This window comes from Stenotrophomonas sp. YJH_SMC_40, assembly GCF_059368615.1.
In genome coordinates this window covers 76,525-96,042 of record NZ_JCAFRX010000013.1, presented here as the reverse complement: position 1 = coordinate 96,042, position 19,518 = coordinate 76,525, and the positions used below count along the sequence as shown (strand labels likewise).

Annotated in this window: 17 protein-coding genes; 6 read left to right on the top strand and 11 right to left on the bottom strand. The window is 68.6% G+C overall.

All coding sequences use genetic code 11. From position 1 onward, the window contains the following. Nucleotides 1-541 precede the first annotated feature (541 nt). From AC5P6X_RS19985 to AC5P6X_RS19955, 7 genes are all read right to left on the bottom strand, one after another. The gene (locus AC5P6X_RS19985) at nucleotides 542-2,188 is read right to left on the bottom strand and encodes an MFS transporter (protein ID WP_187757579.1); all 1,647 of its coding nucleotides are present in this window, start codon (nucleotides 2,186-2,188) and stop codon (nucleotides 542-544) included. Next, a complete protein-coding gene (locus tag AC5P6X_RS19980) occupies nucleotides 2,182-3,465 on the bottom strand; it encodes an alginate export family protein (protein WP_108270432.1) in 1,284 nt (427 codons plus the stop codon). The genes AC5P6X_RS19985 and AC5P6X_RS19980 overlap by 7 nt, the downstream gene beginning before the upstream one ends. Further along, a complete protein-coding gene (locus AC5P6X_RS19975) occupies nucleotides 3,444-5,291 on the bottom strand; it encodes an amidohydrolase (protein WP_171039736.1) in 1,848 nt (615 codons plus the stop codon). Before AC5P6X_RS19975 ends, AC5P6X_RS19980 begins: the two co-directional genes overlap by 22 nt. Before the next feature lie 119 nt (nucleotides 5,292-5,410). Further along, entirely contained in the window at nucleotides 5,411-5,836 is a 426-nt protein-coding gene (locus AC5P6X_RS19970) for a DoxX family protein (protein WP_005410009.1), read from the bottom strand. A 2-nt stretch (nucleotides 5,837-5,838) separates the two neighbouring features. After that, entirely contained in the window at nucleotides 5,839-6,495 is a 657-nt protein-coding gene (locus AC5P6X_RS19965) for a hydrolase (RefSeq protein WP_005410010.1), read from the bottom strand. Beyond that, a complete protein-coding gene (locus tag AC5P6X_RS19960; protein WP_059034680.1) occupies nucleotides 6,492-6,935 on the bottom strand; it encodes a helix-turn-helix transcriptional regulator in 444 nt (147 codons plus the stop codon). Before AC5P6X_RS19960 ends, AC5P6X_RS19965 begins: the two co-directional genes overlap by 4 nt. 50 nt (nucleotides 6,936-6,985) lie before the next feature. After that, complete coding sequence (locus tag AC5P6X_RS19955; RefSeq protein WP_005410012.1) at nucleotides 6,986-7,318, bottom strand: hypothetical protein; 333 nt, start codon at nucleotides 7,316-7,318, stop codon at nucleotides 6,986-6,988. A gap of 96 nt (nucleotides 7,319-7,414) precedes the next feature. Between AC5P6X_RS19955 and AC5P6X_RS19950 the strand changes: the two genes are divergently transcribed. Together AC5P6X_RS19950 and AC5P6X_RS19945 are read left to right on the top strand one after the other, a co-directional pair. Then, on the top strand, nucleotides 7,415-10,444 hold the full coding sequence (locus AC5P6X_RS19950; RefSeq protein WP_108270430.1) for a sensor histidine kinase: 3,030 nt from the start codon (nucleotides 7,415-7,417) through the stop codon (nucleotides 10,442-10,444). Beyond that, nucleotides 10,437-11,090, top strand: coding sequence for a response regulator (locus AC5P6X_RS19945; protein ID WP_012480561.1), 654 nt, complete (start codon nucleotides 10,437-10,439; stop codon nucleotides 11,088-11,090). The genes AC5P6X_RS19950 and AC5P6X_RS19945 overlap by 8 nt, the downstream gene beginning before the upstream one ends. 291 nt (nucleotides 11,091-11,381) lie before the next feature. On the opposite strand, the gene AC5P6X_RS19940 is transcribed toward AC5P6X_RS19945, so the two are convergent. Beyond that, on the bottom strand, nucleotides 11,382-12,575 hold the full coding sequence (locus AC5P6X_RS19940; RefSeq protein ID WP_108270429.1) for an MFS transporter: 1,194 nt from the start codon (nucleotides 12,573-12,575) through the stop codon (nucleotides 11,382-11,384). Between the two features lie 93 nt (nucleotides 12,576-12,668). Here AC5P6X_RS19940 and AC5P6X_RS19935 point away from each other — a divergent pair, with 93 nt between their 5' ends. Continuing rightward, nucleotides 12,669-13,598, top strand: a complete 930-nt coding sequence (locus AC5P6X_RS19935; RefSeq protein WP_049451846.1) for a LysR family transcriptional regulator — start codon at nucleotides 12,669-12,671, stop codon at nucleotides 13,596-13,598. Nucleotides 13,599-13,691: 93 nt separating this feature from the next. Here the strand turns inward: AC5P6X_RS19935 and AC5P6X_RS19930 are convergent, their stop codons facing one another. Both AC5P6X_RS19930 and AC5P6X_RS19925 read right to left on the bottom strand, forming a co-directional pair. After that, the gene (locus AC5P6X_RS19930) at nucleotides 13,692-15,149 is read right to left on the bottom strand and encodes an amidohydrolase family protein (RefSeq protein ID WP_108270444.1); all 1,458 of its coding nucleotides are present in this window, start codon (nucleotides 15,147-15,149) and stop codon (nucleotides 13,692-13,694) included. Nucleotides 15,150-15,200: 51 nt separating this feature from the next. Then, complete coding sequence (locus AC5P6X_RS19925) at nucleotides 15,201-15,902, bottom strand: ankyrin repeat domain-containing protein (protein ID WP_005410019.1); 702 nt, start codon at nucleotides 15,900-15,902, stop codon at nucleotides 15,201-15,203. 122 nt (nucleotides 15,903-16,024) lie between these two features. Between AC5P6X_RS19925 and AC5P6X_RS19920 the strand changes: the two genes are divergently transcribed. Continuing rightward, nucleotides 16,025-16,906, top strand: a complete 882-nt coding sequence (locus AC5P6X_RS19920; RefSeq protein ID WP_049451843.1) for a LysR substrate-binding domain-containing protein — start codon at nucleotides 16,025-16,027, stop codon at nucleotides 16,904-16,906. A gap of 131 nt (nucleotides 16,907-17,037) precedes the next feature. Beyond that, nucleotides 17,038-17,475 (top strand): DUF3806 domain-containing protein, encoded by a 438-nt coding sequence (locus AC5P6X_RS19915; RefSeq protein ID WP_049451840.1) that lies wholly within the window; start codon nucleotides 17,038-17,040, stop codon nucleotides 17,473-17,475. A gap of 49 nt (nucleotides 17,476-17,524) precedes the next feature. On the opposite strand, the gene AC5P6X_RS19910 is transcribed toward AC5P6X_RS19915, so the two are convergent. Continuing rightward, nucleotides 17,525-18,685, bottom strand: coding sequence for an amidohydrolase family protein (locus AC5P6X_RS19910; RefSeq protein WP_108270428.1), 1,161 nt, complete (start codon nucleotides 18,683-18,685; stop codon nucleotides 17,525-17,527). A gap of 182 nt (nucleotides 18,686-18,867) precedes the next feature. Between AC5P6X_RS19910 and AC5P6X_RS19905 the strand changes: the two genes are divergently transcribed. Beyond that, nucleotides 18,868-19,509: a hypothetical protein gene (locus tag AC5P6X_RS19905; protein ID WP_049451837.1), complete on the top strand. Its 642-nt coding sequence runs from the start codon at nucleotides 18,868-18,870 to the stop codon at nucleotides 19,507-19,509. Nucleotides 19,510-19,518 lie beyond the last annotated feature (9 nt).

Below are 19,518 nucleotides of genomic sequence, written 5' to 3'. Positions count from 1 at the left end.
CCGCGGCGGCGCCGTAACGGCCCCCCCGCCCCTTCGGTAGTGCCGGCCGCTGGCCGGCAACCCGATCACCATCGTGATCACGCGCAGCCGGCCAGCGGCCGGCTCTACCACCGGCGGGTCAACCGCCTCTGCTTCGGTAGTGCCGGCCGCTGGCCGGCAACCCCATCACCCATCGTGATCACGCACAGCCGGCCAGCGGCCTCTGCTTCGGTAGTGCCGGCCGCTGGCCGGCAACCCGATCACCATCGTGATCACGCGCAGCCGGCCAGCGGCCGGCTCTACCACCGACGGGTCAACCGCCTCTGCTTCGGTAGTGCCGGCCGCTGGCCGGCAACCCGATCATCCATCGTGATCACGCACAGCCGGCCGGCGGCCTCTGCTTCGGTAGTGCCGGCCGCTGGCCGGCAACCCCATCACCCATCGTGATCACGCACAGCCGGCCGGCGGCCTCTGCTTCGGTAGTGCCGGCCGCTGGCCGGCAACCCCATCACCCATCGTGATCACGCACAGCCGGCCAGCGGCCGGCTCTACCACCGGCGGGTCAGATGTCGGTGTGGTGATGCGGCACGGCGGCAGGCAGCGGGTCATGCCCACCCACGAAGTGACGCACCACGGGGGCACGCTCACCGCGATGCAGCTCCCGCAACACTTCCTGGATGGCCTTGTCATCAGCGGTGATGCGTTCGTGCTGGCGCAGGTGCTCCAGCCACGACGGGGTCACGAAATACTCCAGGTGGATGCCTGGACTGGCCACGTCCTCGACCACGCCCCAGACCACCGCGCCATCGCGGCGGCGGATCGTGCCCAGCGCGCGCATCTGCGACTGGAACGCGGCACGATCAGCACCGTCGATGCGGTACTCGATGGTGACCAGCACCGGGCCGCGATCGTTCGACACCGGCACCGACAGCTCGGGCGCGGGCCAGTGCCCGGCCGGACGCAGGTTCAGATCCTCGGTGCCAGCAATCCGCACGCGCCACACCAGCAGTCCGCCGATCACCGCACCTGCGGCAGCCACCAGCAACGCCTGCTCCGGCGAGGTGCGCTGTGCCAGCGCGCCCCAGCTCAGGCCACCGGCCGCCATGCCGGCCGAGAACACCATGATGTACAGCGCCAGCGCACGCGCGCGTACCCATGCCGGCACCGCCGTCTGCGCGGCGATCTGCAGCGACGACAGCACGGTGATCCAGGCGAAGCCATTGACCAGCATCACAACCGGAAGCACGTACCAGCTGCGGGTCAGCGCCAGCCCGACCAGGCTGAGCGCCAGCGACAGCGTGGCCAGCAGCACCAGCAGGTCGCGATCCAGCTGCGCGCGCAGCTTCGGCAGCAGCAAGGCCCCGCCCACTGCACCGATACCGATGCAACCCAGCAGCATGCCGTACTGCCCCGCCCCACCCTGCATCTGGCCGCGCACCACCACCGGCAGCAGTGCATTCATCGCCGCAGCAAAGAAGAAGAAGCCCACCGACTTGATCAGCACGGCCTGCAGGCGTCCAGCGCGGCTGGCATAGCGCAGGCCCGCCTTCAAGCCGGCACCGAAACCTTCCGGCGGAAGGCTGGATTGCTTGGGATCACGCTTCCAGCCCCACACCACGAACAGCATCGCGGCAAAGGTGATGGCATTGAAGCCGAATGCCCACACCGCACCCAGCTGCGCCACGATCACGCCACCAATGGCTGGGCCGATCGAGCGGGCGATGTTGATGCCGATCGAGTTCAGCGCCACCGCCGAGGCCAGCATCGGCTGCGGCACCAGCTCGGACACGATCGCGGCCTGCGCCGGCATTGCCATCGCTGCACCGCAACCCATGCAGAAGGTCAGCAGTACCAGCAGCTGCGGAGTCAGCATGTCCATCGCAGTCAGCGCCGCCATCACGGCCGCGACCAGCAGCATCCAGCCCTGGGTCGCCAACAGGTACCTGCGGCGATCGACGATGTCGGCCAGCGTTCCGGCGGCGAGTGCCAGCAGCACGATCGGCACCGTGGTGGCCGACTGCACCAGCGCCACCATCAACGGCGAACCGGTACGTTCGGCCATGACCCAGGCGGCCGCCACGTCATTGACCCAGGTGCCGATGTTGCTGGCCAGGATCGCCAGCCAGATCGAGCGGAACATCTGGATCTTCAGCGGGGACCAGGCACCTGCGGCCTGTGCGGAGGGTTGCGACGCGTTTGCGTTCACCATTGCCATGCTCCAACGATCGAGGCGAACAGCGTGTCCTGGCCGCCGGCCTGCTTCAGTGCAGGACCGGCATCGACCCAGGCCAGCTGCAGCTGCCATTGCCAGTGTTCGCTGGCCTGCCAGCGGGTTTCGGATTTGTATTGATTACCGATGCGGCGCGCGCCACCGGCACTGCCTGGCAACGCCACCAGCGGCGCCGGCGTGGTGTAGACCGCATCGGCGCGACGATGCTTCCAGGCCATCTGTACGCCCAGCTCCGTCGTCACCGCGTCGTGCAGGCGCAGGGTCAGGGTCGGCTGCACGTCCATCAGATTGGCCGGGGCCAGCAGGCTGGCCTCGCTGAAGTAGGCCGATTTCGGGAACAGCGCATTGAAGGTCCCCAGGCGGCCGTCACGCGGATTGCCATCGCCACTGGCGATGTCGGCCTTCAGCCCCAGACGCGGCTGCAGCGGCAGCTCCGCCCAGCGCCAACCGGTATCGGTAGCCAGCGTCCAGGTGCGAATGTCGAGGTTGCCGGTCGCGGTGCGCAGTTCACCGCCCTGCGCCACCAGCTCGCTGTTCCAGTCCAGTGCACCGGCCTGGCCGAACCAGCGCGCACCCAAGGTCTGCCGCCGCTCGATGCCGGAACCCGCCGCGAAGCGTGCGCCTTCGCGGCGGTAGTCCAGCAGATACAGATCCCACTGCCCCGCGCCCTGCCCGCGTGCCGTGGTGGCATAGGCACCCCACAGGTGGGCACCGTGCTCCCCGCGATCATCAAAGGCACCCGGCCGGTTCTCCACCGGTCGCAGTGCCATCAGATCAAGCGTGCCGAGGCGGCCCTTCCAGCCCAGGCGCGCACCATCGAAGGCCAGGCGGATGTTCGGCCCATCGCGCACCGACAACAGTCGTGAGCTTCCGTAGCCGGCTTCCTGCCGACCGAGTTGCAGGTGGAAGCCGCCGCGCTGCCAGCGCCAATACGCCTGCTGCACGTCCAACGCGCTGCGGTCGGTGCGGCCGGGTCCGCCGGCCCTGCCATTCTCAGCATGCACGCCCAGCTGCAGCTTTGCCTGCCAGCGGTCCTCCACATAGGTGGCCGAGGCCAGCGCACGCAGCAGGCCATGGCCATCTTCGCTGCCACCAATACCGAACCGGGTCGGGTCGTAGTACAGGCCACGCACGCGCAGTGAGGCATCCCACTGCAATTGGCCGTCACCGGCGTCAGTGCAGTGGCCACCCTCGCAGGCCAGCGCCAGCGATGGCACGGCCAGCAGCGCCAGGCTCAGAACGCGAAGCACGAGCATCCCATCGCGCCCCAGAACGCGGTCAGGTCATTGGTCGGCGCCGCGTGCTGCGCGGCATGCCCGTGCGCACCGTGGGTACTGCAGGCCACGCCGTGATGGCGGCGATGGGTGGTGGCCAACCCGGTGGCCGCACCGCCGACGTGGTAGCCACCGAACCGGTTGACCGGCGACCAGTCCGGCATCGCCGGCGGCAGCTGCGGCGCCAGCCCTGCATAGTCGGCATCTGCATGCACGATGCGTCCGCCGACCACGGTCAGCACGCTGGTGATGTCGGCGATCTGCGCGTCATCCACGCGGAAGAAGTCGGCCGAGAGCAGGATGAAATCAGCCAGCTGACCGGCTTTCAGCGTGCCCTTCACCGCTTCGTCGCCGGAGAACCAGGCGCTGCCCTGGGTCCACAGGCGCAGCGCCTGCTCGCGTTCGAGCAGGTTCTCATCGCCATACAGGGCCAGACCGCCCACGGTGCGCCCGGTCACCAGCCAGGACAACGCCACCCACGGGTTGTAGCTGGCCACGCGGGTGGCGTCGGTACCGGCACCGACCGGTACGCCTTCGGCCAGCATGCGCTTGACCGGCGGTGTATGCCGCGCGGCCTGCACGCCATAGCGCTCGACGAAGGCTTCGCCCTGGTAGGCCATGCGGTGCTGCACGGCAATGCCGCCACCCAGCGCACGGATGCGTTCGATGTTGCGCGGGGTGATGGTCTCGGCGTGGTCGATGAACCAGTGCAGGCCATCGAACGGCACCTCGCGGTTGACCTGTTCGTACACATCCAGGATGCGGGTGATGCTCTCGTCGTAGGTGGCGTGGATGCGGAACGGCCAGCGCTTCTCGACCAGCAGCTTCACCACGTCGTGCAGTTCCGGCTCAAGCTCCGGCGGCAGTTCCGGGCGGGGCTCGTTGAACAGTTCGAAGTCGGCGGCGGAGAACACCAGCATCTCGCCGGCACCGTTGTGGCGCAGCAGGTCATCGCCCTGGCGCGGCTGCAGGATCTCGCTCCAGCCACGGAAGTCATCCACTTCCCTGCCCTTGTTCTGGGTGAACAGGTTGTAGGCAATGCGCACCGTCAACTGATCATCGCGGTGCAGCTGCTCGATGACCTGGTAATCCTCGGGATAGTTCTGGAAGCCACCGCCGGCGTCGATCACCGAGGTGATGCCAAGCCGGTTCAGTTCGCGCATGAAGTGGCGCGTCGAGTTCGCCTGGTACTCGATCGGCAGGCGCGGTCCCTTGGCCAGCGTCGCGTACAGGATCAACGCATTCGGCTTGGCCAGCAGCAGCCCGGTCGGGTTGCCCAGCGAATCGCGCACGATCTGCCCGCCCGGCGGATCCGGCGTGTCCTTGGTGTAGCCGCAGGCGCGCAGCGCGGCACGGTTGAGGAGTGCGCGGTCATACAGGTGCAGCAGGAACACGGGTGTATCCGGCGCGATGTCGTTGAGCTCCTGCAGGGTCGGCAAGCGCTTCTCGTTGAACTGCGCGGCAGTGAAGCCACCGACCACGCGTACCCACTGCGGCGCGGGCGTGCGGTCGACCTGGGCTTTCAGCATGTCCAGGGCGTCGCCCAGCGAGCGCAGGCCGTCCCAGCGCAGTTCCAGGTTGTAGTTCAGGCCACCGCGGATCAGGTGGGTGTGGCTGTCGTTGAGGCCGGGCAGCAGGCGCCGGCCCTGAGCATCGATCAAGGTCGCTTCATTGCCCCAGCCACGCATGATCTCCTCGTCGCTGCCGACGGCGACGATGCGGCCTTCCTGCACGGCCAGGGCCTGCGCATGCGGCTGCTGCGGGTCGAGGGTGGTGATGCGGGCATTGCGGATGACCAGCGTGCTCATGCGACGCTCCTTGGAAGTGGAATCGAGTGCGGCACCGGCACGACCGGCCAGGCCCAGCGCAACAGCGGCGCCGCTGGCCAGCAGCACGTTGCGGCGGCCGTGATCGAGGGGACCGTGACTCATGCGAGGTCTCCCGGAAGGCGATGGACGTCCAGTGCCCAGGTGCCGGGCCCGGCCAACGCGATGGCCAGCAGTACCGTGGTCCACATCAACGGGTACTCACTGCCACCGCGCATCCAGAACCAGCCCCTGGGCAGGGCCAACAGGACGGTGAAGCCGATGAAAGCAGCCGCTGCAAGCGCGGCGATGCGGGTCTGCCATCCCAGCAGCACGGCCAGCCCGGACAGCACCTGCAGCAGGGCCAGCAACAGCGGCAACGGTGCCACCGCTGGCAGCCCGAAGCCGCGCAGCTCGGTAGCGAAGCCGGACAGCCCCGGTCCACCGAACCAGCCGAACAGCTTGCCCAATGCGTGCGGCAGCAGGAAGCCTCCTGCCGCCACGCGCAGCATCAGCAGGGCCAGGTCGAGGCCATGGCCAGCCAGCATGCTCAGTGCCCGCCTTCCTGCGCGCCGAACATGCGCTTGGCGTACTGGATGCCGATGCCGTAGCCGCCGGCATGGTCGCGGGCAATGCCGGTGGTCAGGTCGTAGGTTTCACCGCGTGCCCAGTCGCGCTGCAGTTCAAGCAGGTACTGCACGCTGGTCATCGGCACCGCGCCGGCCTGCACCATGCGGGTGATCGCACGCTCGTGCGCTTCTTCGCTGACATCGCCGCAGGCATCGGTGATCACGTAGACCTCGAAACCCTGCGCCAGCGCCGACAGCGCCGGCCCGACGATGCAGACGCTGGTCCAGAGGCCCGCAAGCACCAGGCGGCGCTTGCCGATGCGGTTGATCTCATCGATCACCGGCTGGTCTTCCCAGGTATTCATCGAGGTGCGGTCGAACACCGGCTGGCCAGGGAAGATCTGCGGCAGTTCCGGGAACATCGGGCCGGAGAACGACGCTTCTGCGACCGTGGTCAGCACCACCGGCACATTGAAGCCCTTGGCCCCCTTGCTGATCAACGACACGTTGTTGCGCAGCGCGGAGATGTCGATGGTATGGGTAGCGAATGCCATCTGTGACTGGAAGTCGATCAGCACCAGGGCATGGTCGGTGGGCGACAACAGGGCCGGGGCGGGCGTGGCGGTGGCAAGGCTCATGGGTGGACTCCGTTGGAAACACGATCAGGTGGAAGCAACAGGGCTGCATCGCCGGCCAGGTACTGGCCGGGGCTGCAGCCGGTCTCGGCGCGGAAGCTGCGGACGAAATGGCTCTGGTCGAAGAAGCCGAGCTGCTGCGCCAGGCAGGACATCGGCAGGTGCTGGGCCGACAACAGCTCGCGCGCACGTTCGATACGGCGACGGCGTACATAGCGCAGCGGGCTGGCGCCGGTACCGCTGCGGAACAGGCGCACCAGATGGAAGCGACTGACGCAGGCGACGGCCGCCAGTTCGGTGACCCGCAGCGGCTGTGACAGGTGTTCATCGACATAGCGCAATGCACGCTGCAATGCGGCGACCTGCTGCGGCGCCAGTGAAGCGGCGGGCGGATCAGGCGGAAGGATGGTGGCCATGCGGGACGCCGCGAAGGGATGCCCCATGGTGCGTGACCCCTGCGTGATGCCCTACCCCCGTCGGTCGAGGCCAGCACCTACCCGAATGGGGGAGGCCGACGGCCGAGCAGGCGGCGCCCGAACAACCGCGCATCCAGTGAATAGGCGCCAGGCCCCAGCGCCAGCAAAGCCAGCGGCAACACCACCAGTGGCCACGGCAGTGCCTGTGCATACAGGCCCAGTGTTGCCGGCACTACCGCCAGCGGCGTCAATACGCCCAGTGCAAGCATCACCACCGCCAGCAGGCATAGCGCCGACAGCCAGCCCGCGTGCGTGCCCGGCGTGCACAATGCAGCGGCCACGCACAGCCGCAGCCACAGCAGGCCGATACCCGGCCCGCGGTCGGGGAACATCACGAACAGGCGCTGCATGGCCGGACTCCACAGGACATGCCGGCGTGATAGCCGACCACGGCACCAGGCGCCTACCCCGTTCGGGTCACCCGCGGCTGCCCCGCACCTGCCAGAATGCGCGCCATGCATGGCCGCCCCTTCCCGTTCCTGCGTCGCCTGCCGGCGCTGCTGGCGTGCCTGCTGCTGTGGACCGCCCTGCCCGCCCTCGCCGTGCAGCGGCCGGCCGTGAGCAGCGGGTTGCCCGGCTACGAGCACACCGCCTGGCGGGTCGGCCAGGGTGCACCCGGTGACATCTGGGACATCAGCCAGGACCGTGACGGCCTGTTGTGGTTGGCTACCGGTTCAGGCCTGTACCGATTCGACGGACGTCGCTTCGAACGGCAGGCGCCACCGGCTGGCACCCGCTACCCGTCCACCAACATGGTCACGTTGGAACACAGCGCCGATGGCGCACTGTGGATCGGCTACTTCCAGGCAGGCATCAGCCGGTTCGCGCGCGGCCAGCTGTACAACTACGGCCGCGGCCAGGGCGTGCCGGTTGGCGTGGTACCGCACTTCAGCCAGGACCGCGACGGCCGGATGTGGGCAGCCATCAATGGAGGGCTGCGCGAGTTCGATGGCCAGCGCTGGCAGCCGCTGCCCGCAGACACGGGCGTTCCGGAACACCGCGTGCAATGGGTGCTGCACGACAGCCGTGGCACCTTCTGGGTACTGGCCAACCTCAGGATCTGGATGCGTCCTGCAGGCCAACCGCGTTTCGAGGACACCGGCATTGCTGTATCCCAGATGGCGACGCTGACCGAGAGCCCGCAGGGCGAAGTCTGGCTGGCCGACCGTGTGCGCGGCACCTCGCCGCTGGCCAATGCGCAGGGCCTGCTGCCGGACAGCGAACGCGAAGCGCGACGCCTGCCGGACCTGGTCGCCGCACGCCTGCAGTTCACTGCCGACGGCGCGTTATGGGCCACGATGAGTCCGCATGGCGGTGTGGCCCGGGTCACGTTCGACGGCAGCCGCGCCGTGCGCATGGAGCGCTTCGATTCGCCGCACGGGCTGACCGCCACCTCGGCCGTGCCGATCATCGCCGACCGCGAAGGAAATCTCTGGGTCGGCACCAATCTGGGCCTCAACCGCTTCCGCGTGCGCAGCGTGCACACGCTGGCGGTCGGCCCCAGTGATCCCTATCGCTCGCTGGTGCGGGCCAGCGATGGGCGTGTGTACGGCTACGGCGAGGACCTCAAGCCGTACGACCTGCGCCGGCCACTGCTGGAAGGCAGCGCCGCACAACTGCAGGCGGCCGCGCGCCGGGCGCCCACGCCGATCTGGCAGTTCGACTGGGTCAACCTGGCACGCACGGTGGCAGGCCACACCACGCTGATTCCGCTGCCCGAGCCCTTCACCGGGCAACCGCTGCATGCCCTGCTGTTCGCCGATGACGACCAGGCCTGGGTCTGCACCGGTGAACGTGGCGTGCTGCACTATCTGCACGGCCAGTGGCAGCGCGAAACGCGCCTGCCCGAACAGGCCTGCTCATCACTGGCGCTGGATGCCAATGGCCAGCTGCTGCTCGGCTATGCCGACGGTCGGCTGCGCAGCATGGACGCGACCCGCATCGAAACCTTCGATGCCAACCACGGGCTGTTGGTCGGCCCGGTCACCGCGCTGCTGCACCACCAGGACCTGTTGCTGGTGGCCGGTGAGGCCGGGCTGGCCGCCCGCCTCGGCAATGGCCGCTTCATGCCGGTCAACACCGACATGGCCGGCGTGCTGGAGGGCATCACCGGCATGGTTGCCGATGCGCACGGTCACCTGTGGCTCAATGGCAGTCGTGGCCTGGTCCGGTTGGGGAGCGATCAGTTGCGGCGGGCGCTGCGTACCGGGCAGCCGGTGACGCCACGCCTGTTCGATGCGGTGGATGGCATGCCGGGCATCGCCCTGCAGAGCGGACCGATCCCCACCGCCGTGCTGGCCGACGACGGCCTGCTATGGCTGGCCACCAACCAGGGCCTGGCCTGGCTGGACACCACCCGGTCGCACGTCAATGCGATGGCTCCCAGCGTGCGCATCGGCGACGTGCTGCATGGCAGCGAACGGCAACCACTGCGGGACGGCCTGCGCCTGCCGGCCGGCACCAGCCAGCTGCAGATCGACTACGTGGCGCTGTCGCTGGCACGCCCGGAACGCAACCGCTACCGCTATCGCCTGTCCGGCGTTGACGATGGCTGGCAGGACGCGGGCAGCAGCACCCGCGCGTATTACACCAACCTCGCGCCAGGCAACTACCGGTTCGAGGTGGAAGCCGCCAATGAGGACGGCATCTGGAGCACCGCACCGGCCAGCCGCAGCTTCCGCATCGCGCCTACCTTCATCCAGACCGTGTGGTTCAAACTGCTGTGCACCGCCGCCGTGCTCGCACTACTGGTGCTGGCAGTACGCATCCGCAGCGGGCAGCTGGCCGCGCTGTTCCGTGCGCGCCTGCAGGAACGCAATGGCGAACGCGAACGCATCGCGCGCGACCTGCACGACACCCTGCTGCAGGGCAGCCAGGGCCTTATCCTGCGCCTGCATGCGATCAGCCAGTCACCCCAGACCCCCGAGCCGGTGCGCAGCCAGCTGGAGTCGGCGATGCAGCTGGCCGAGCGCAACCTGGCCGAGGGCCGCGAGCGGGTCAATGCGCTGCGCGAGGGGCCGTTCGCGGGTCACGACCTCGCTTCGGCACTGGCCGATGTGCACGCCGAGTATGCCGGGCACGGCACCAATCCGCTGCGCCTGACCGTGGAAGGCCCCCACCCACCGCTGCAGGCCGATGCCGCCGAGGAAGTGTTCCTGATCGGACGCGAGGCGATCCGCAACGCGCTGCGCCATGCCAATGCCAGCGCCATCGAAGTGGAGCTGTCCTACGGCACGCGGTGCTTCCTTCTACACGTACGCGATGATGGCGTGGGCATCGCCGACGAAAATGCCGGCCATGGCCATTGGGGCCTGCAGGGCATGCGCGAGCGCGCGCAGCGCCTTGGCGCGGAACTGCAGCTGTGGACCCGCCCCGGGCTGGGGACCGAAGTCGCGCTGGCAGTTCCCGCCCGGCGCCTGTATCACCACCGCCCATCACGTTGGCGCTGGCCCTGGAGTAGAACGAGCCATGACTGAAACCCCTGCCCCGATCGGCGTACTGGTGGTCGACGACCACCCGCTGCTGCGTGACGGCCTGGCCGCCCTGCTGGGCGCACAACCCGATCTGCGCCTGCTCGGTGAAGCCGCCGACGGCGAGGAAGCCATCGCACACTATCAGCAGCTGCAGCCGGACGTGGTGCTGATGGACCTGCAGATGCCCCGCCTGGATGGTGTGGAGGCCATCGTGCGGATCCGCGCAATGGACCCGCGCGCGCGCATCATCGTGCTGACCACCTACCGCGGTGACGTACGTGCGGTGCGGGCGTTGCAGGCCGGCGCCAGCGCCTACCTGCTGAAGGACATGCTGCGCCACGAGCTGGTCGACACGATCCGCATGGTTGCGGGCGGCCGGCGCGCGCCGATTCCACCAGCGGTGGCGGCGAGCATCGCCGCGCATGTGGTGGAAGACCGGTTGTCGCCGCGCGAGACCGAAGTGCTGCGGCACGTGGCCGGTGGCCTGTCGAACAAGCGCATCGGCGAGCGCATGCAGATTTCAGAGCAGACGGTGAAGGCGCACATGAAGAGCCTGATGGACAAGCTGGGCGTGGGCGATCGCACGCACGCGGTGACCCAGGCGCTGCGGCGCGGCATCATCAGCCTGGACGACAGCGGGCACGATTAAGGGGTTGTTCGGCAGGGCTTGCAGCCCTGCACTCGCGGTAGTGCCGGCCGCTGGCCGGCAACCTCAACAGCAAAATCAAAAGCGGGCTCTCCGTGGGATGGCGCGGCGGTGTCGGAGTGCGGGGACGCTGCAAGTACGTCCCTGTAAGCTTGTCAGCCGCATCCATGCGGCTGACACCCCGCAATCGGTCCCACCCCGCCTGCCTACAGTAAACCCGCTGTTTGTGCTGTTGCCGGCCAGCGGCCGGCACTACCGCGGGTGCAGGGCTGCAAGCCCTGCCAAACACCCCCCTTACTTCAAGCGCAGCAGCAGGCTGCCGCCCGCACACACCACTGCCAGCCAGGCCACGCCGTGCCACCCCCACTGCGCCAGCGCCAGGCTGCCCAGCGCACCGCCGGCGGCCATGCCGATGAACATGCCCGTGAACAGCAGCGCATTGAGGCGGCTGCGGGCCGGCGGCACCAGGCCATAGACCAGCGTCTGGTGCGCCACCAGCGCTGACTGGAAACCGAAGTCGAACAGCAGCGCACTCACCACCAGCAGCGGCAGCAGCGCGGCGGCCGGCAACCAGGCTTCGGCCAGCAGCAGCCCGAAACCCAGCAGCGCCACTGCGATCGCCAGCCGCGCCACGGCATGGCAACCCAGGCGATCGGCGAAACGTCCTGCAAACGGCGCAGCCAATGCGCCGGCCGCACCGGCGATACCGAACGCACCCGCCGCCGCACTGCCCAGGCCCAGGCGGGCATGCAGCATCAGCGCCAGCGTCGACCAGAACGCGCTGAAGCCCACTGCCAGCAACGACTGGCTGGCCACCGCACGGCGCAGCTGCGGCTGCTCGCGCCACAACGCCAGCAATGAACCCAGCAACGCCGGATAGCGCAGCGTGCTGGTCGGTGCGAAACGCGGCAGCGCACGCGCCATCAGCGCGCCCATCGCCGCCACCGATACCGCGGCCAGTACGAACTGCGTGCGCCAACCCCATGCTTCAGCCACCACGCCACTGACCACGCGCGACAGCAGGATGCCGAGCAGCAGGCCGGTCATCACCCGGCCGACGATCTGACCGCGCTGTGCATCCGGCGCCAGCACCGCAGCGGCAGGCACGATGTCCTGCGCCAGCGTGGCCATCAGCCCGACCAGCAGGCTGGCCATCAGCAGCCCCGGCAGGTGCCCGGCCATCGCTGCGGCGCCAAGTGCCAGTGCCAGCAACGCGGACTTCAACAGGATCAGGGTGCGGCGGTCGAAGCGGTCGCCCAGCGGTGCCAGCAGCAGGATGCCCAGTGCATAGCCGAGCTGGGTCAGGGTCGGTACCAGGCCGGCGGCGCGCTCGCCTGCGCCGAGGTCCTGAGCGATCAGGCCCAGCATCGGCTGGCTGTAGTAGAGGGAGGCGACCGAGAAGCCGGCGCCGGCCGCCATTGCCAGCACCAGCGGGGTGGAGGGTGCGGTCACGGGCGCGGCGGCGACGGATAGCGAAGGGGTAGACATGGGGGAGTCCGGTGGAGGAAGTGGACGTATCCTGCCGGTATTCGCCAAACGTCTGTAGTAGGCTTCATTACATATTCTTCATACGCCATACGCATGAATGACCTCGCAACCGGTGCGGATCGCCTGGATCTGCTGCGCACCTTCCTGCGCATCGTCGATGCCGGCAGCTTGTCTGCCGCGGCCGTGCTGCTGGGCACCACCCAGCCGACAGTCAGCCGACGCCTGCAGGCCCTGGAGCGACAGCTCGGCCTGCGCCTGCTGCAGCGCTCCACCCACGGCCTGCAGCTGACCGAGGATGGCCTGCGCTGCCAGCGTCATGCGCAACGCGTGGTCGACGAATGGGAGTCGCTGCAGGCCGAACTGCACGGCGAACCGGAAACGCTGCGCGGACGCCTGCGGGTGATGGTGCCGCACGCGTTCGGCCAGGCACAGCTGCTGCCGACCATGCTGGCATTCCTGGCCCAGCACCCGCAGCTGAGCCTGGAGTGGATCCTGGAAGATAGGCGCCCGGACTTCATCGCAGAAGGCATCGACTGCGCGGTGCGGGTGGGACCGGTCGACGAACCGCGCATGGTCGCACTGCCGCTGGCCGAAGTGCCGCGCATCGTCGTGGCGGCACCGTCGCTGGTGCAGTCCACCGCGATCAGCACACCAGAACAGGCACAGGCACTGCCATGGATCTCACTGGTCACCTACTACCGCGAACGCCTGTTGCTGCATGACGCACAGGGTCGCGCGCATACGCTGTCGATCAGCCCGCGCCTGCTCAGCGACAACCTGTTCGTGGTGCAGCAGGCTGCACGCGCCGGGCTGGGCGCAGCGGTGGTCTCGGCCTGGCTGGTGGCCGACGACCTCGCACAAGGACGTCTGGTGCAGCTGCTGCCGGACTGGCAGGCGCCGGCACTGCCGGTGCATGTCGTGTTTCCTGCTGCGCGCCAGCAGCCGCCGCGGCTGCGCGCCTTCATCGATGCGATGAAGGCCGCACTGCCGCAGCTGCATGGCATGCGGCCGGCACCGCGTTAGGCCAACGGCCGCGTCATCCACGCATGGCGTGGATGCCGTCCAACCCCATAGGGTCGGATCCCTTCCCGCCGGGAAGGGCTCTGACCCTGTCGATCACTGCCTCTTCGCCGCCTCGGCATTCCACGCCGCCACCTTGGCCTTGGTATCAGCCAACATCTTGTCCAGCGCAGCGCGGTCATACACGCTGCCGCGCAGGATCACGCTGTCGATTTTTTCCGTGGCGGCAATGTCCTGCAGCGGGTTGGCGGTCAGCAGCACCAGATCGGCGGCCTTGCCCTGCGTGACACCACCGTAGCGGTCCATCTGGCCGAACCAGGCCGGGCCGGAACGGGTTGCGGCCGACAGCGCCTGCGGTGCGCTCAGGCCCTCCTTCACGAACAGCTGCAGCTCCTGGTGCAGGGCGATGCCCGGGAAGTTGAACGAGTTGAGGAAGCCCGCATCGGTACCGGCGATGATCGTCACGCCCGCCTCCTGCAGCAGCGGCAGCACCGCGGCCAACTGGTGGTACTGCGCGTGGCGCGCTTCAATCTGCGCCGGCGTGGCCTTGGCTGCGCGGTCCACGCGCCACTGGTAGGTCGCGCGCAGGCCAGGGCCGATGTAGGCCAGGTACGGATCGTTGGCGTGGTCATCCTGGTCAAGGAAGTCGAGGATGCGGCCACCGTTGAGGGTCGGGGTCACGAATACGCCGCGCTTTGCGAAATCACGGTAGGCATGCATCGCAGTGTCACGGTCGAAGCTGGCGTCGAGGCGCCGGTTGGCTTCGGCACGGTCGATGCGGCCGGCTCCAAAGTCAGCGGCGATCTGCGCCTCATCCTTGCTGCCGGCCTTGAATGCGTAGTCCAGATGCTCGATCGAAGCCAGGCCGGCATCGACCGCCTGCTCCACGGTCAGTGCCATCGGAATATGTCCCGAGGCTTTGAAGCCGGCCTTTCGCGCAGCGCTGGCCGAGTACAGGAACAGTTCCGGCTTCAGCGTGCTGTCGGTGATCTTCACGAAATCGACCTTGTCGTGCTGCAGGCGGGTGATCGCCTTGTCGACGTCGGCCTTGCTGCCCACTTCGATCGTGCCCTTCCAGACCGGCTTGATGCCTTCGATCTTCGCGCCGGAACTGAGCAGGCGCGGGCCGAACAAGGTGCCCTTGGCGATCTCGCCACGCCACTGCAGCACCTGCTCGGGCAGGTCGCCGGAGCAGTCACGCACGGTGGTGATGCCGTGCGCGATGTACAGCGGCAACAGCGCCTTGTTCTCTTCGATCAGCGCCGGACCACCACCGAAGTGCACGTGCATGTCCCACAGGCCCGGAATCAGGTACTTGCCCTTGGCATCGATCTGGCGGGCCGCACTCCATTGGCTGCGCAGCTGCGCGTCCGGGCCGACGGCGACGATGTCCTCGCCACGGATCACCACGCTCTGCCCGGCCAGGGTGCTGGCGTGCTCGACATCGACCACGGTGGCATTGCGGATCAGCAGGTCGGCGCGCTCGGCGGCAGACGCCGACAGCGGTGCTACCGCAAGGAGGATGGCAAGGGACAACGGACGGGAACGGAACATGGACAGCATCCTGATGGGCACGCCCAGCGTGCGGGTGGAAGGGGTTTGCATTCAACGCACCGCGCCGTGCTGGCGCAGCAGGGTCTCAATTCCGGTATAGCCGCGCTGGCGCGCGTGCGCCAGCGGCGTCACGCCGTCGCCGTCGGCAAGCTCCGGGTCGGCACCGGCCTCCAGCAGCAGCTGCACGATCTGCACCTGGCGCGCACCGCCATCGCCAAGCAGGATCGCTTCCAGCAGCGCGGTCCAGTGCAGCCGGTTGACATGGTCCACCGCCACACCGGCCCGCAGCAGCGTGCGCACAGTGGCGACGTGACCGCGCTCGGCGGCCGGAATCAGCGCGGTACCGCCATAGCGGTTGGTGCTGCGCAGATCGGCGCCATGCGCCAGGGTCATCGCCAGGATCTCGTCCAGGCCGCGCGCACCGGCGTACAGGTAGGCGCTGTCCTGCAACGCGTCCTTGGCGTTGACGTCTGCCCCGGCCTCGATCAGCTCACGCGCGGCATCCACGTTGTTGCCATGCGTGGCCAGCAGCAGCGCGGTGCGGCCCTGGCCATCGCGCGCCTCCAGCGTGGCGCCATCCTCGATCGCCTGTCGCACCGCATCGGCGTCGCCGCGGCTGGCGGCATCCCGCAGGCGCGCGTCTGCGTCGGCCCTGGACGTGGCGGTGCAGGCAGGGGTGACCATGGCCAGCAGGCACAACAGCAGCACGCGCGTGAACGGCGCAGGCCAACCAGCGGAATGATGGACGCGCATGACAGTGTCTCCTCATGTCCGTCGCCACGGAACGCCGTGCGACGGTAGCAACAGCCGGGCATTGCCGGCCCCTGCCCTGCATGGTAGAAGTCGGCCTGGGTATCCAGAAGTGAAATGTTCAAATGCAAGACAGTGCCAAATCGAATAGAACCCTGTTCGAACTGGACCTGCTGCGGGCGCTGGTGATGGTGGCCGACTGCGGCAGCTTCACCACGGCGGCCACGCGCCTGCATTCGACCCAGTCCACGGTCAGCCAGAAGGTGCGCCGGCTGGAGGAACTGGCCGGGCATCGCCTGCTTGAACGCGGCCATCGCGACGTGCACCCCACCGATGCCGGCCACACCCTGCTCGGCTACGCGCGGCGCATGCTCGACCTGAACGAGGAAATGGCGCAGGCGCTGGCCGGTGCGACGGTGGAGACCGCGGTCCGCATCGGCGTGCCCGAGGATTTCGTCAACGCGCAGACCACGCGCATGCTGGCCGCCTTCAGCCGTCGCCACCCGCAGGTGAAGCTGGAGATCAGCAGCGGCCTCAGCCGCGACCTGGCGCAGGGCTTCGACCACGGTGAGCTGGACCTGGTGCTGGTCAAGCAACGCCGCAACAGCCGCCAGGCGGTGCATTGCCGGCGCGAGCCGATGCACTGGATCGACAGCCTGCGCAGCAGCTGCCTGCAGCAGGACCCGCTGCCGCTGGTCACCTTCCCCCCGCGCGGGCTGTACCGCGACGAGATGATCCATGCCGTGGAAGCGCTGGGCCTGCGCTGGCGCATCGCCTTCACCAGCTCGTCGCTGAGCGGCATCCAGGGCGCGGTGGCCGATGGCATCGGCATCAGCCTGCTGCCACGCCGCGCGGTCAGCCGCGAGCACCGCCTCATCGATGGCGAGCGCGAGCTGCCGGTGATCGACAACTACGAGATCGGCCTGCTGCATCGCGCGGACGCCGATGATGCCGTGCGCGCACTGGCCAGCGAGCTGTGGCGGCAGGTGCAGCGCGAACCGGACTGACCACGGTAGATCCACGCCATGCGTGGATGCCTTTCGCGCATCACGCATCGAAACATGGTCACTCCGGCCCTATAGCGGGCAACAATCGCCTCGTAGAGTGCCTGTTGTTTCCGTGCTCCACGGCGCCTGCCATGTCCGATGAAATCCCCACCCGCTTCGATCCGCTGCCTGCGGCGCTGCAGACGCATCTGCAGCACCAGCGCTCGCTGATCGCCGCGCGCGTGGCGGCCGGCTTCCCGACGTTGCCGGTGCAGTGGCCGCTGGCGGCCAGCACACTGCAGCGCGTGGTCGATGCCGAGCTGATCGACCGTGCCGACTGCGATGGCTGGGAAGCGCTGGGCGTGGCGTTCGGTGACACCCTGGCCCAGCGCGTGCCGGGTCTGGCCTGGATGCAGGTCACCGATGCCTGGGGCATCGATGCGGTGCTGCGCTATGCCGACAGCAGCCTGCAGATCGGCGCCAGCACGCTGCTGCTCAAGCGCGTCGAACAGGGCGAAGTCATCGACATCGCCCATCTGCTGGCGTGGCTTGAGGAATTCGTTGCCACCCGCGCCGACGATTACGTCTGAAAGGCCGCCGAGCATGGCTCGGCACTACAGGGGATTGCGTGGCGTGGATCTACAGCCAGCGGCCGTCGACCACCACGCGGCGTTCCATGGGCACCCCAGCCACGGCAGCAGGGCCGTGGTCGGCACGCACCGCCACGAAAGTGGCTGGCTGGCCTTCGGCAATACCATGCTGCGGCAGGCCGATCGCCTGCGCGGCGTGGGTGGTGACCATGTCCAGCGCCAGCATCAGGTCGGCATCGGTGTAGAAGCCGGACCGGTAGCCCAGCAACATCGCCCGCTGCAGCAGGTCGCCGTTACCGTACGGCCACCAGCAGTCACGGATGTTGTCGTTGCCTGCGAACACGCGCACACCGGCATCATGCAGCGCGCGCAGCGGCGGGAACGGATGATCGCCCGGCGCGTTGCTCATGATCGCCACACCCGCCGTGGCCAGTGCTTCGCCCACCTGCAGCGCGCGCGCCAGCGGCACTTCGCCCAGCGAATAGGCATGGCTGACCGCAACCCGCCCCTGCAGGCCGGCGGCCCGCGTCCGCGCTGCGATGCGCAGCAGCTGGGCCAGGCCGGTTTCGCCGGGCTCGTGCAGATGGATGTCCAGCTGCACGCCGTAACGCTCGGCCAGGCCGAACAGCAGCGCCAGCTGGCCTTCGGCATCACCATCGAGCGTGGTCGGGTCGATGCCGCCGAGCACCTCCACGCCCGCGGCAAGCGCCTGCTCCAGTACGGCGGCGGTGCCGGGACAGGACATCACCCCGGCCTGCGGAAACGCCACCAGCTGGATCCGCATGATGTCGGCGCAGCGCAGTGCCGCCTCGCGCACCGCTTCGAGATGGCCGAGACCGGTGCTGCCGTCGATATCGACATGGCAGCGCATCGCCACCGTACCGAAAGCACTGCATTGGCGGATCAGCGCCTCGGCACGGTCCACCATCGCTGCCGCACCCGCCACCGCCGCCTTCTCCACCGCCAGCCGCTCACGCAGGCTGTTCACCGGCTGGTGCGGGTGCCAACGGTCGCCGACGAAGCTCTTGTCGAGGTGAATGTGGCCGTCGATCAGCCCGGGCAGCACCGCGAAGCCCTGCAGGTCGACGCATTCCGCCCCTTCGACCGGCGTGGCCTCGCCATTGAGCCCGCTGATGCGGCCATCACGGACATGGAAATGCAGTGGCGCACCGTCGCGGTCGACACCGCCACGGACGAACTGGAGGGTCATCGGGAACTCCCGGAATGCCAAGAATGGCGCCATCGTGCGCCTCGCCGCAGCCATCGGCCAACGAAATATCTGGATGGCACGCATTCACGAGAACGATGACTGCCCTGCGACAACCGGTCGCAGCCACGCCGTGCACACCCCTGAACGGGTAACATGGGCGCCTGTTTCCGCTGTGATGCCGCATGGGCCCGTCCGACCGCCACGATCGTCTCCGCCGCTGGCAGGCCGCGTCCCTGCTTGCCGCCGCCCCGATCGCCAGCCTGTCCGCCACCGATGCAGCGGCTGCCGCGCCGCTGCAGTCGCCGCCGGGCCAGCAGCGCATTGCCCCGGCTGCACTGGTCGAGCGCCTGCACCAGCGCGTGCTGTCCGGGCAGAGCGCCACTGCCACGCTGGAACACTGGTGCGCCGAGCACGGCCTGGCCGAACAGGCGCGGGTGCGCGCAGTGCGCGTACACGGCCAGGACAAGCCCGCGCCCGCCGACGTGCTGCAGGCGCTGGGCGTGAAGCCGGGTGCCGACCTGCGCTATCGCCGTGTGCAGCTGGTCTGCGGCAGCCGCGTACTGTCCGAGGCCGACAACTGGTACCTGCCTGGCCACCTCAGCCCGGCCATGAACCAGGTGCTGGACAGCACCGATGAACCGTTCGGTCGCGTGGTCGGCCCGCTCGGTTTCCAGCGCCAGACCTTGGCCGACCAGACGTTCTGGCCGCCGCGGGGCGAAGGCGACCGCGGCGTGATCCTGGAGGTGCGTGCCCTGCTGCGCGACCGCCAGCAGCAGCCTTTCAGCTACGTCATCGAGTCATACCTGCTGCAGGCGCTTCCGTAACGCGCCGTG